General features: G+C 68.1%; 16 protein-coding genes and 1 pseudogene. 15 read left to right on the top strand and 2 right to left on the bottom strand.

The window, feature by feature from the left end:
• From AC31A1_RS36970 to AC31A1_RS36940, 7 genes and pseudogenes are all read left to right on the top strand, one after another.
• Positions 1 to 183: hypothetical protein (locus AC31A1_RS36970; protein ID WP_489657492.1), on the top strand; the 183-nt coding region annotated here is incomplete at its 5' end.
• Between the two features lie 52 nt (positions 184 to 235).
• Positions 236 to 802 (top strand): 2-oxo-4-hydroxy-4-carboxy-5-ureidoimidazoline decarboxylase, encoded by a 567-nt coding sequence (locus AC31A1_RS36965; RefSeq protein WP_489657491.1) that lies wholly within the window; start codon positions 236 to 238, stop codon positions 800 to 802.
• Between the two features lie 262 nt (positions 803 to 1,064).
• A complete protein-coding gene (sdhC, locus tag AC31A1_RS36960) occupies positions 1,065 to 1,445 on the top strand; it encodes a succinate dehydrogenase, cytochrome b556 subunit (protein WP_366489326.1) in 381 nt (126 codons plus the stop codon).
• A gap of 5 nt (positions 1,446 to 1,450) precedes the next feature.
• A complete protein-coding gene (locus AC31A1_RS36955; RefSeq protein WP_026150201.1) occupies positions 1,451 to 1,933 on the top strand; it encodes a succinate dehydrogenase hydrophobic membrane anchor subunit in 483 nt (160 codons plus the stop codon).
• Positions 1,934 to 1,963: 30 nt separating this feature from the next.
• On the top strand, positions 1,964 to 3,718 hold the full coding sequence (gene sdhA, locus AC31A1_RS36950; RefSeq protein WP_200678776.1) for a succinate dehydrogenase flavoprotein subunit: 1,755 nt from the start codon (positions 1,964 to 1,966) through the stop codon (positions 3,716 to 3,718).
• The gene (locus AC31A1_RS36945; protein WP_317884797.1) at positions 3,718 to 4,497 is read left to right on the top strand and encodes a succinate dehydrogenase iron-sulfur subunit; all 780 of its coding nucleotides are present in this window, start codon (positions 3,718 to 3,720) and stop codon (positions 4,495 to 4,497) included. The genes sdhA and AC31A1_RS36945 overlap by 1 nt, the downstream gene beginning before the upstream one ends.
• Before the next feature lie 157 nt (positions 4,498 to 4,654).
• Positions 4,655 to 5,247, top strand: a pseudogene (locus AC31A1_RS36940) (Uma2 family endonuclease).
• A gap of 3 nt (positions 5,248 to 5,250) precedes the next feature.
• On the opposite strand, the gene AC31A1_RS36935 reads toward AC31A1_RS36940, so the two are convergent.
• Positions 5,251 to 5,688 (bottom strand): ATP-binding protein, encoded by a 438-nt coding sequence (locus AC31A1_RS36935; protein WP_489657490.1) that lies wholly within the window; start codon positions 5,686 to 5,688, stop codon positions 5,251 to 5,253.
• 139 nt (positions 5,689 to 5,827) lie between these two features.
• On the opposite strand from AC31A1_RS36935, the gene AC31A1_RS36930 reads away from it, so the two are divergent.
• The 5 genes from AC31A1_RS36930 to AC31A1_RS36910 all read left to right on the top strand — a co-directional run bounded on the left by AC31A1_RS36930 (position 5,828) and on the right by AC31A1_RS36910 (position 8,555).
• Positions 5,828 to 6,679 carry a helix-turn-helix domain-containing protein gene (locus AC31A1_RS36930; protein WP_489657489.1) on the top strand — a complete coding sequence of 284 codons (852 nt, stop codon included), beginning with the start codon at positions 5,828 to 5,830 and terminating at the stop codon, positions 6,677 to 6,679.
• A 10-nt stretch (positions 6,680 to 6,689) separates the two neighbouring features.
• A complete protein-coding gene (locus AC31A1_RS36925; RefSeq protein WP_489657488.1) occupies positions 6,690 to 6,911 on the top strand; it encodes a DUF397 domain-containing protein in 222 nt (73 codons plus the stop codon).
• Between the two features lie 132 nt (positions 6,912 to 7,043).
• Positions 7,044 to 7,178 (top strand): hypothetical protein, encoded by a 135-nt coding sequence (locus tag AC31A1_RS36920; protein ID WP_489657487.1) that lies wholly within the window; start codon positions 7,044 to 7,046, stop codon positions 7,176 to 7,178.
• A 273-nt stretch (positions 7,179 to 7,451) separates the two neighbouring features.
• On the top strand, positions 7,452 to 7,823 hold the full coding sequence (locus AC31A1_RS36915) for a hypothetical protein (RefSeq protein WP_489657486.1): 372 nt from the start codon (positions 7,452 to 7,454) through the stop codon (positions 7,821 to 7,823).
• Positions 7,824 to 7,889: 66 nt separating this feature from the next.
• A complete protein-coding gene (locus tag AC31A1_RS36910; protein ID WP_489657485.1) occupies positions 7,890 to 8,555 on the top strand; it encodes a hypothetical protein in 666 nt (221 codons plus the stop codon).
• Here AC31A1_RS36910 and AC31A1_RS36905 read toward each other — a convergent pair.
• Complete coding sequence (locus tag AC31A1_RS36905; protein WP_489657484.1) at positions 8,547 to 9,302, bottom strand: hypothetical protein; 756 nt, start codon at positions 9,300 to 9,302, stop codon at positions 8,547 to 8,549. The two genes, AC31A1_RS36910 and AC31A1_RS36905, sit on opposite strands and share 9 nt — an antisense overlap.
• A 109-nt stretch (positions 9,303 to 9,411) precedes the next feature.
• Here AC31A1_RS36905 and AC31A1_RS36900 point away from each other — a divergent pair, with 109 nt between their 5' ends.
• The 3 genes from AC31A1_RS36900 to AC31A1_RS36890 form a co-directional block, all read left to right on the top strand.
• Positions 9,412 to 9,822, top strand: coding sequence for a VOC family protein (locus AC31A1_RS36900; RefSeq protein WP_489657483.1), 411 nt, complete (start codon positions 9,412 to 9,414; stop codon positions 9,820 to 9,822).
• 96 nt (positions 9,823 to 9,918) lie between these two features.
• The gene (locus AC31A1_RS36895; RefSeq protein WP_393759582.1) at positions 9,919 to 10,326 is read left to right on the top strand and encodes a hypothetical protein; all 408 of its coding nucleotides are present in this window, start codon (positions 9,919 to 9,921) and stop codon (positions 10,324 to 10,326) included.
• On the top strand, positions 10,323 to 10,744 hold a 422-nt coding region (locus AC31A1_RS36890), incomplete at its 3' end, for a thiol-disulfide oxidoreductase DCC family protein (RefSeq protein ID WP_489657482.1). The genes AC31A1_RS36895 and AC31A1_RS36890, both read left to right, overlap by 4 nt.

Below are 10,744 nucleotides of genomic sequence, written 5' to 3'. Positions count from 1 at the left end.
GCGATCAGCCCCCGCCGCCGCTTCAACGGCTTCACCTGCTTCGCCGACGAGCGGCGCCTGTGCTGGCTCACGGCGCCAACCTACGGCCCCGGGTGGATCGCGGGTGTCCACCACGCGTTCCGAAACTCTCCCGTCCGGGTGAAATTCGGGCATCTGTCGGACACTCATGACCACTCCCGATAACGTGGTGACGCACTTCTCACTCCTCAGCACCGCATCCCCTGCCGCACCGTCCGTGACGCGAGGATCCACCCTGCCTGCGCACCGCCTCCCCCACCTCCCCGGCCGAGTGGCCATACCGGCACTGCCCGAGCAGTCCCGCACCTCGCCGTCCCCGAATGCGCTGGCGGGGTTCAACGCCGCGTCCCCCGAGGACGCCCGCCGCACCCTCCTCACCTGCCTCCACAGCCTCCACTGGTCCCGCCGCCTCACCGACCACCGCCCCTACCCCGACCTCGACTCCCTACTCGCCGCATCCGACGAGGCGTCGTACGACCTGACGGCGGGAGACCTGGCCGAGGCCCTGGCGGGCGAGTCGCTCCCGGTCCTGCCGGACGACACCTACGAGGCCGCCCACATGGCCCTGGACGCGGCCCACGCGGCATACGAGGCCCGCTTCGGCCACGTGTTCGTCATCTGCCCGGACGGCATCGCCCCGGACGAGGTCCTGGACCACGTCTTGGCGGGCATCCGATCACGCTTGACGAACGACCCCGAGGAGGAACGGGTAGTGGTGGCGGAGGAGCTACGGCGCCTGGCAAGAGGGCGCTTGGCCGGGGTTTTTAGGGGCGCGGGGCTGTGACATTTGCGGCTCCGCCGCGGGGCGCGACCAGCCACAACGGACCCGCACCCGGCACCAAACACGAACCCCCCACCCATTAGCCGCCCGAAACTAGCCCGTACGTGCACCTTTGGGTGCCATTTTGATCACACCAGCAGGCCCGCCGTAAGACCCACATCAACCGCTGGATACGATGCTGAGGGCCGGAGGACCGTACCCGGCCGGGCCCGACCGACAGAGAAGCCGGCGCGGCCCTAAATCCCCGCTCCCGGAGGGTTCTTCCGTGCCGGCTGGAACGCTGTACCGCGGCCGGGAAGGAATGTGGTCCTGGGTGGCTCATCGAGTCACCGGCGTCCTCATCTTCTTCTTCCTGTTCGTACACGTGCTGGACACCGCTCTTGTGCGTGTCTCCCCCGAGGACTACGACAAGGTCGTAGCCACCTACAAGACGCCGATCGTGGGTCTGCTGGAGTACGGCCTCGTCGCCGCCATCCTGTTCCACGCCCTCAACGGCCTGCGCGTCATCGCCGTCGACTTCTGGTCGAAGGGCCCGCGCTACCAGAAGCAGATGCTCTGGTCCGTCGTCGGCCTGTGGCTGGTGCTGATGATCGGGGCGATCTACCCCGTGCTCGGCCACGCCGCTCGTGTTCTCTTCGGGAGCTGACACAGATGTCTACGACTGAAACCGCAGCGTCGGGCATCGGCCCCGTGGAGAGCGCGTCCGTCTACACCGTGGACAACCCCGCGCCCCTCATCGAGGCCCCCCGCAAGCGCACCAAGAAGACCCCGAAGTCGACCCGGGGCAACTTCGAGATGTACGGCTGGCTCTTCATGCGCCTGTCCGGCGTCGTGCTGGTCGTCCTGGTCCTCGGCCACCTGCTGATCCAGCTCGTGCTGGACGGCGGTGTCTCCAAGATCGGCTTCGCCTTCGTGGCGGGCCGCTGGGCCTCGCCGTTCTGGCAGGTCTGGGACCTGCTGATGCTCTGGCTGGCGATGCTGCACGGCGCCAACGGCCTGCGCACGGTCATCAACGACTACGCGGAGCGCGCGAACACCCGGCTGTGGCTCAAGGGCCTGCTCTACACCGCCACGGTGTTCACCATCCTGCTGGGCACGCTGGTGATCTTCACCTTCGACCCGAACATCCGCTAGGCCACCGGGCTGAGGGACTGAGGAATTCTGATGAAGATCCACAAATACGACACCGTCATCGTCGGCGCCGGCGGCGCCGGTATGCGCGCCGCGATCGAGTCGACGAAGCGCAGCCGCACCGCGGTCCTGACGAAGCTCTACCCCACCCGCTCCCACACGGGCGCGGCGCAGGGCGGTATGGCCGCCGCGCTCGCCAACGTGGAGGAGGACAACTGGGAGTGGCACACCTTCGACACGATCAAGGGCGGCGACTACCTGGTCGACCAGGACGCCGCCGAGATCCTGGCGAAGGAGGCCATCGACTCTGTCCTCGACCTGGAGAAGATGGGCCTGCCGTTCAACCGCACGCCGGACGGCACCATCGACCAGCGCCGCTTCGGCGGTCACAGCCGTAACCACGGCGAGGCCCCGGTCCGCCGGTCCTGCTACGCGGCCGACCGCACCGGCCACATGATCCTCCAGACGCTGTACCAGAACTGCGTGAAGGAGGGCGTGGAGTTCTTCAACGAGTTCTACGTCCTCGACCAGCTGATCGCCGATGTCGACGGCGTGAAGACGTCGGTGGGCGTCGTCGCGTACGAGCTGGCGACCGGCGAGATCCATGTCTTCCAGGCGAAGGCCGTGATCTACGCGTCCGGCGGCTGCGGCAAGTTCTTCAAGGTGACGTCGAACGCGCACACCCTGACCGGTGACGGCCAGGCGGCCGTGTACCGGCGCGGGCTGCCGTTGGAAGACATGGAGTTCTTCCAGTTCCACCCGACCGGCATCTGGCGCATGGGCATCCTGCTGACGGAGGGCGCCCGCGGTGAGGGCGGCATCCTCCGCAACAAGGACGGCGAGCGCTTCATGGAGAAGTACGCGCCGGTCATGAAGGACCTCGCGTCCCGTGACGTCGTCTCGCGCTCCATCTACACGGAGATCCGGGAGGGCCGCGGCTGCGGTCCCGAGGGCGACCATGTGTATCTGGACCTAACGCACCTCCCGCCGGAGCAGCTGGACGCCAAGCTGCCCGACATCACGGAGTTCGCGCGCACCTACCTGGGCATCGAGCCGTACACGGACCCGATCCCGATCCAGCCCACCGCGCACTACGCGATGGGCGGCATCCCGACGAACGTCGAGGGTGAGGTCCTCACCGACAACACCACCGTCGTCCCGGGCCTGTACGCGGCCGGCGAGGTCGCCTGCGTCTCCGTGCACGGCGCGAACCGTCTCGGCACGAACTCCCTCCTGGACATCAACGTGTTCGGGCGCCGGGCGGGCATCGCGGCGGCGGAGTACTCACAGAAGGCGTCCTACGTCGAGCTGCCGGAGGACCCGGCGCAGCAGGTCATCGACCAGGTCGAGCACCTGCGCAACTCCACGGGCACCGAGCGCGTGGCGGTCATCCGCCGCGAGCTGCAGGAGACCATGGACGCGAACGTCATGGTGTTCCGCACCGAGCAGACGATCAAGACGGCGGTCGAGAAGATCGCGGAGCTGCGCGAGCGCTACCGCAACGTCTCGATCCAGGACAAGGGCCGCCGGTTCAACACGGACCTGCTGGAAGCGATCGAGCTCGGCAACCTCCTGGACCTCGCCGAGGTCATGGCGGTTTCCGCCCTCGCCCGCAAGGAGTCCCGCGGCGGTCACTACCGCGAGGACTACCCCAACCGCGACGACGTCAACTTCATGCGCCACACCATGGCGTACCGCGAGGTCGGCGACGACGGCACCGAGTCCATCCGTCTCGACTACAAGCCGGTCGTCCAGACCCGCTACCAGCCGATGGAGCGTAAGTACTGATGGCTACCCCTGTTCTGGACAAGGCGGAAGCGGCCGGTCAGCCCGAGCCCGGCTTCGCCGACTCCCCGTACATCACGGTCACCTTCCGGATCCGCCGCTTCAACTCCGAGGTCTCGGCGGAAGCGGTCTGGGAGGACTTCCAGCTGGAGATCGACCCCAAGGAGCGCGTCCTCGACGGCCTCCACAAGATCAAGTGGGAACTGGACGGCACCCTCACCTTCCGCCGTTCCTGTGCCCACGGCATCTGCGGTTCGGACGCGATGCGGATCAACGGCAAGAACCGTCTCGCCTGCAAGACCCTGATCAAGGACCTCAACCCCGAGAAGCCGATCACGGTCGAGCCGATCAAGGGTCTGACGGTCCTGAAGGACCTGGTCGTCGACATGGACCCGTTCTTCCAGGCGTACCGCGACGTCATGCCCTTCCTCATCACGAAGGACACGAACGAGCCGACCCGGGAACGCCTCCAGTCGGCGGAGGACCGCGAGCGCTTCGACGACACCACGAAGTGCATCCTCTGCGCCGCCTGCACGTCGTCCTGCCCGGTCTTCTGGAACGACGGCCAGTACTTCGGCCCGGCCGCCATCGTCAACGCCCACCGCTTCATCTTCGACTCGCGTGACGAGGCCGGCGAGCAGCGCCTGGAGATCCTCAACGACCGTGACGGGGTGTGGCGTTGCCGCACCACCTTCAACTGCACGGACGCGTGCCCGCGCGGCATCGAGGTCACAAAGGCGATCCAGGAAGTGAAGCGGGCGCTGATCACGCGGCGCTTCTGAGGTTCCTTCCTGTACGTCCCCGAGGGCCCCGTTCCTGTTCTGGAACGGGGCCCTCGGGCTTGGGGGGCCACGATCGGGTGAAGCGTGCGGTTCAGGGCTCCTGGGGCGGCTCCGCCTACGAAGATGCTCTCGACAACAGCCCAGCGGGAGGCGCGTGATGACGTCGGCAGCATCTGGCATGTCGCAGATCGAGGCGGCGAACCGCGTCATGCATCGCACTCCGGGCGTCCTCGTCGAGATCATCGGAGGCCAGATGCTGGCGACGCCCCGTCCTGGCATCGCTCACACGAGGGTGCTGAAGAAGGTGACTCACGCCTTCGAGGCCGCCGGTCTCGATGAGGACGGGACCGAGGTTCACCGGAGCATCGGCGTCTGGCTGCCGGACGAGCCCGAGGACTACGCGATCCCCGATCTCTGCGTCGTCGAAGCCGACGTCGACGACCACCTCGTGGAGAACAACTGCTACGACCCCGTGGTCTTCCGCCTTGTCCTGGAGGTCACTTCCAGTAACTGGCCGGCCGACCTCCGCACCAAGGTCACCGCTACGCCCAGGCCAAGATCCCGGTCTACGTCATCGTCGATCGCCAGCACCAGCGCCTCCACGTCCTGACCGACCCGGCGAAGGACGAGTACGCGAGCCACCGCATCCACGCCCCCGGCGAACTCGTCACCCTCCCCGACACCCTCGGCGCCAAGGTCACCCTCGACGTGGCCGAGATCCTCAAGGCGGGCCAGCCAAAGGGCGATTGAGGCTCAGGCCGCCGCCAACTCGCACCAGAGCAACTTCCCGCCCATCCCGAAGAGATCGTCCCCGAGCTGATACCCGCCCCACGCCACGGCGTAGTGACTGACGAGGAACAGCCCTCGCCCGCCATCGGCGTCGACCGGAACCGAACGAAGGGGACCGGACCGCTTGTCGAACGGCGGCGGAATGTCCGGGTTGGCGTCCCAGACGCTCACACGCAGGCGCCGGGAGTCGAGGCACCGCAGGCGGAGGGTAGCGGTGCCGGCCCCGTGACGATAGGCGTTGGTGACGAGCTCGGAGACCAACAGTTCGGCGGGGTCGGCCAGTTGATCCATGCCGTGCCCGGCGAGTACGGCACGGACGGTGGCGCGGGCGATGCGGGCGGCGCGGGGATCGTGGGGCAGTTGGAGGGCGTACGCCCACGTTGGCGGGGATACGGTGACCATGAACGCCTCCTGCGGAGGGGGTAGTTGAGCAGTTCGGGACTCACCGTAGCGGCTCACGTAGAATGGTTTCTACGAAACCTGCGAATACATCCGACGGCCCACTCGTGTGGGTGACCACGGGACGAGGGAGCGGAAGAGCATGCCACCACGGCAGACACCCACGGCACGCCAGATCCGCCTGGGCGCCGAGCTGCGGAAACTGCGTGAGCACGCGGGCCTCACCGCTCGTGCGGCGGGCGAGATGCTCGGCGCCAACCAGGCGCGCATCAGCAACATCGAGACGGGTCGCTTCGGCCTCAGCGAACAACGGGTCCGCACTCTCGCCCAGAACTACGACTGCACCGACGAAGCCCTGATCGACGCGCTCGTAGCCATGACGGCGCACCGCGAGCGCGGCTGGTGGGAGGAGTACCGGGACACGCTCCCGCCCCGCTTCCTGGACGTCGCGGAAATGGAGCACCACGCCGTCGCCCTACGCGTGGCCCAGGTGATCAACATCCCCGGGCTGCTCCAGACCCCGGAACACGCCCGGACCCTCTTCCGTCAGGCGGTCCCGACGCTCCGCCCGCACGAGATCGAGTACCGCATCTCCCACCGGATCAAGCGCCAGGCCATCCTTCACCGAGCACAGCCGCCGCATTACACGGCGATCATCCACGAGGCCGCGCTGCGCATGCGGTTCGGTGGCGGCGAAGTGGCTCGCGCCCAACTGGACCACCTCGCAAAGACGAGCGAACAGCCACACGTCACGGTCCGGGTGATTCCCTTCGACGGCACCGTGTTCCCCACCGTCGGCCATGGCCTGGACTACGCCCACGGGCCGGTGCCCGCCCTCGACACGGCACAGCTCGACGCCGCGCACGGCAGCGAACTCATCGACGCTGCCGCACAGTTGACGAAGTACCGACTGATCCTGGACCGCATGGAGGAGGCCACCCTGGAACCCGACGCATCCCGTGACCTCATCCACCGCATCGCCCAAGACACCTGAAAGCCGAGCCGTGATCCCACTCAACTGGCAGAAGTCCACCTACAGCGAGGAGGCCTCCTCCTGCGTCTACGTCGCCTCTGCCCCCACCGGAACGATCCTCCTGCGCGAGAGCGACGACCCGGCCAAGACCATCCTCACCACGGGCTCCCACCAACTCGGCGCCCTGATATCCGCCTTCAGACCCGAGCCGGATACCACCACAGCGATCCTCAGGCGTGACACTCCGCGCTGATCTGTCACATCCACCCCGCTGGGCGATCGCGGGACGGGTCGCTCGTCTCCGCGTACCGCATGCTCCGCGAATGCCTGGCCCGGACCGGGACGGCGCGTCATACTCGGGAGACTGGTGGCCGGGGGAGGCAGTGTGGCAGACAGACGGGTCGCCCGCACGGGTCAACTGGGTCTACTGATCGGGGTGTTGGGCGTACGGCGGGCGCTGCTGCTCAATTCTTCTCCCGAGCGGGGGCTTCTCGGCAAGGCGGGGAAGGAGACCTTCTAGCGGGTGTGCCAGAACACGATCTGCACGGCCAACCTGTTCACCTCCGACTCGTCCGAGTCGAAAGAGTGCCGTTGCGGGCAGGAAACACTGGCGATCGCCGTCGTGGGCCAGGGCAGGGAGCAACCGGCCAAGTCGGCGTCTCTGTACATCTATGCCTGCCTGCCCTGCTGGAGCCCTCCGGTCCGGCTTCCCCGCCAGGGGAGCCCGGTGTGCACCAAGGATCACCCGCCTCTGGCGATGACACTGCTGGCGAGTCCGTGAGGGTGGGCGGGTATGTTCGGTGACCTCGTCAAGTCCGGCGTGAAAGCGATGGGTGGCGCCAGTTTCGGCTTGTTCAACGTGCTGCCGGGAACCCTCGTGGTGACAGTGACAGCGCTGCTGATCCGGGCCCACGTATACGACCTGGACCGTCCGGTCGGTCTGGACGATGTCATCCCGCACAGATCCGACGCGCGCTTCGCCCTGGTGTTCGCCCTAGCCGCTCTGGTCGGCGGCATCCTGTTGCGCCCCTTCGAGCGCGCCCTGGTGCAGCAGATCGAAGGCTACTGGGAGCCGCCGTCTCCCCTGGCCCGACTGCGCGGAGCCGCGATCGAACTGCATCGCAGGCGCAGGGACAACGCCGCGGCGCGGGTCCAGCTCACCTAATGGGAGCGGCTGAGGTTCGAACCCGGCACGTCGACGCTGGCAACACTGATCGCCCACGAGCGCCGCATGGGCCGCCAGGCCCGCGCCGAGGCACGCGACAAGCAGATTCGTGACGGCTACCCGGACGATGTCGGGCTCTCCTCCCTCCCACGGGGCCTGCCGGTCACCGATCTGATGCCCACGTGCCTGGGCAACGTACTGCGCCGCGGCGAACGCCTGGCAGGGGAGCGTTACGGCCTGGACTCGATGGTCGTCTACCCGCGGATCTACCCATACGTCTCCGAGCGGCTGGCCGGGGCGATGGCGCGCCAACTGGAACTCCTCACCACCACAGCCTCGTTGGCCGCCTCCTTCGGTCTGCTGTCGCTCATCACGCTGCCCCTGCTCGGGCGGTTGGACCCCTGGTCGCTGGTACCTGTCGCCACTGCCGCGCTGTCCGTCCTGGCCTACCGGGGTGCCCTGGTCATCGCCGCCTACGCCGGTTCGCTGTTCGGTACCGTCTTCGACGTGCACCGGTTCGACCTCGCCGCGGCCCTGCACTACAAACTGCCGGAGACCGCGGCCGAGGAGCGTGAGTTGAACCAGTACCTGACCAGGTACCTGCGCAAGACCGAGCGGCACACGCTGGCCGGGGACAGCAAGCTGGGCGACAAGCCCTTCTCGCACCCCTCCGCCATTCCCCCGACATGGCAGCCCTCCGTCCCTCCGACCGGAGGCGACGGGTCAGCGTGACCGGATGGCGACCGTGCCACCGACGCCGATCACGTTCAGCCGAATCCTGCGTGGCAGTTCGGACCGGCCCTGGTCGGCATAGATGTCGGTCGTGGCGTAGACACGTACCTGGTCGGCGAAATGGACCGCCAGCGTGTTGGCCACATCGCCCTTCACCACGGCGCACCGGTGGTCCACTTCGATGGCCACGCTGCCGAACAGAAGGGTGACGTCGAGCTCCAACACCTCGGCGGGTGGGCCCGCGCCCGCGATGCGGGCATCGGGGCCGAAGGGTACGTCGGCGAGGCGCAGACGGACGTCCCCGAGATAGGAGGCAACGGTAATCCGTCTCAACGGGGCCGTCGACTGCGCCAGTTCGGGGCGAACAGGCACCACCACGCTGCGATATCGCCGTAGCGGCCCGTGGTTCGTGTCGTCGGCGGTCGTGGGTCGGCCGCCCAGTGCGATCGCCACGCCCAGGAGGACGGCGAGGGCCGGCCAGGCCTTCGCCGTCGCCCCGCCACCGAGGTAGCCGGCGGCATAGGCGGCCCACAAGGCGCCGCCCAGGATCAGTGCGACAGGGGCGGCCAGCAGCCCTCGGGGGACGGCCGCCCGCAGCAGGAGCAGCACTCCCAGTCCCAGGAGCACGTACGGCAGAACGACCAACGCCCGCCGACCGCCCGAGCGCAGGACATCCGGGCCTCCGAGGAGCCACGCCGTCCCTACGATCACGACGATCATCCCGAACGCGATCCGCATTCGGCTCATGGCTCCCCCCTACCGCGATCTGGGGGCAGAGTAGCCGACCTCACCTCAATGAGTGATCCGCCGGTCTGCCATCTTCGGGCACATGGCGCTCGACACCTAATCTGACGGAATGTCAGATGAAGAGTCGTACGAACTGCTCGGCTTCGACAACCTCCTCCTCCCCGTAGGGGACCTCGCCGAGGCGGTCCCCTTCTACGAACGTGCCGGGTTCACCGTCGGGTTCCGGCTCGACGAGGCCGGTATCGCGATCCTGAAGGTCGGCGGCGAGACGCCCGGGGTCCTGCTGCGCCAGGAGGATGGGCTGGGGCACCGGCCGCCGCCGTGGCCCTCGCCGCGCGTGTGGCTGGAGGTGCCGGACGCGCGGAAGGCCGCGCAGCACCTCGGCGCCGCCGGTATCTCGCTGCTCGATCCGCCGTTCTCCGTGGCCACCGGGTGGACCGTCGAGATCGCCGACCCCTGGGGCAACGTCATCGGATTCACGGACTACTCGAAGCGTCCGGAGCTGGCGCGGCGGGTGTGACGCAGGTCCCAGCGCAGCCAAGTTGAACACGTTCAAAAATGCTCCTACAGTTCTTCCTGTCAGCATTTTTGAACGTGTTCAAGAAGGGGGAGGCGCATGGACCGCACGGTCATCGCCTACGTCATCTATCTGATCGTCAGCATCGGACTCACCGTCTGGGTGGCCCGCACGCTCAGCCGCAACGGACGGATCTTCCTCGCCGACGTCCTCCAGGGGAACGAAAAACTCGCGGAGGCCGTGAACCACCTCCTGGTGGTGGGCTTCTACCTCGTCAACCTCGGATTCGTCGCCCTGTACCTCAGCGGCGACGGCACCATCGACGACACCCGGGGCATCTTCGAGGCCCTGTCGAAGAAGGTGGGCGTCGTGCTGCTGGTGCTCGGGGTGATGCACCTGGGCAACGTGTTCGTGCTGAACAAGATCCGGCGGCGCGGGGTCATGGAGCGGGAGCAGGTGCCGCCCGTCGCGCCGCAGGGCTGGGTTCCGCCGACGGCCGGGGCGTGACGGGGGTGGCCCCGGCCGCCGGCGGGACCCAGGACCGGGACGCCTCGCGCGTCCCGGTCCACGGGCTCACCGTCCTCTACGACGCCGACTGCTCCCTGTGCGCCTTCGTGCGCGACTGGCTCGTACGGCAGCCGCAACTGGTGCCCCTGGAGCTGGTACCGGCGTCCTCCGAAGAGGCCCGGCAGCGCTTTCCCGGGCTCGACCACCGCGCCACCCTCGACGAGGTCACCGTCGTCGGCGACTCCGGGCAGGTCTACCGGGGCGCCGCCGCCTGGATCGTCGCCCTGTGGGCCCTGCGCGAACAGCGGCCCCTGGCCCACCGGTTGAACACCCCGGCCGGGGCCCGCCTCGCCAGGGGCGCCGTCCTCGCCGCCGCCAAGTGGCGCGGGGCGCAGTGGGGCGCCGGACGGTGGGGCGG

The organism is Streptomyces sp. P5F9 (assembly GCF_057961495.1).
The sequence above is the reverse complement of the archived record's forward strand: the minus strand, read 5'-3'. Positions and strand labels throughout refer to the sequence as shown.

Coding starts and splice junctions, on each gene's coding strand:
- sdhA (WP_200678776.1), top strand. CDS start 1,964: ATGAAGATCCACAAATACGACACCGTCATCGTCGGCGCCGGCGGCGCC.
- AC31A1_RS36935 (WP_489657490.1), bottom strand. CDS start 5,688: ATGGTCACCGTATCCCCGCCAACGTGGGCGTACGCCCTCCAACTGCCC.
- AC31A1_RS36895 (WP_393759582.1), top strand. CDS start 9,919: ATGGACCGCACGGTCATCGCCTACGTCATCTATCTGATCGTCAGCATC.
- AC31A1_RS36900 (WP_489657483.1), top strand. CDS start 9,412: ATGTCAGATGAAGAGTCGTACGAACTGCTCGGCTTCGACAACCTCCTC.
- AC31A1_RS36910 (WP_489657485.1), top strand. CDS start 7,890: ATGGGCCGCCAGGCCCGCGCCGAGGCACGCGACAAGCAGATTCGTGAC.
- AC31A1_RS36930 (WP_489657489.1), top strand. CDS start 5,828: ATGCCACCACGGCAGACACCCACGGCACGCCAGATCCGCCTGGGCGCC.
- AC31A1_RS36905 (WP_489657484.1), bottom strand. CDS start 9,302: ATGAGCCGAATGCGGATCGCGTTCGGGATGATCGTCGTGATCGTAGGG.
- AC31A1_RS36955 (WP_026150201.1), top strand. CDS start 1,451: ATGTCTACGACTGAAACCGCAGCGTCGGGCATCGGCCCCGTGGAGAGC.
- AC31A1_RS36915 (WP_489657486.1), top strand. CDS start 7,452: ATGTTCGGTGACCTCGTCAAGTCCGGCGTGAAAGCGATGGGTGGCGCC.
- AC31A1_RS36945 (WP_317884797.1), top strand. CDS start 3,718: ATGGCTACCCCTGTTCTGGACAAGGCGGAAGCGGCCGGTCAGCCCGAG.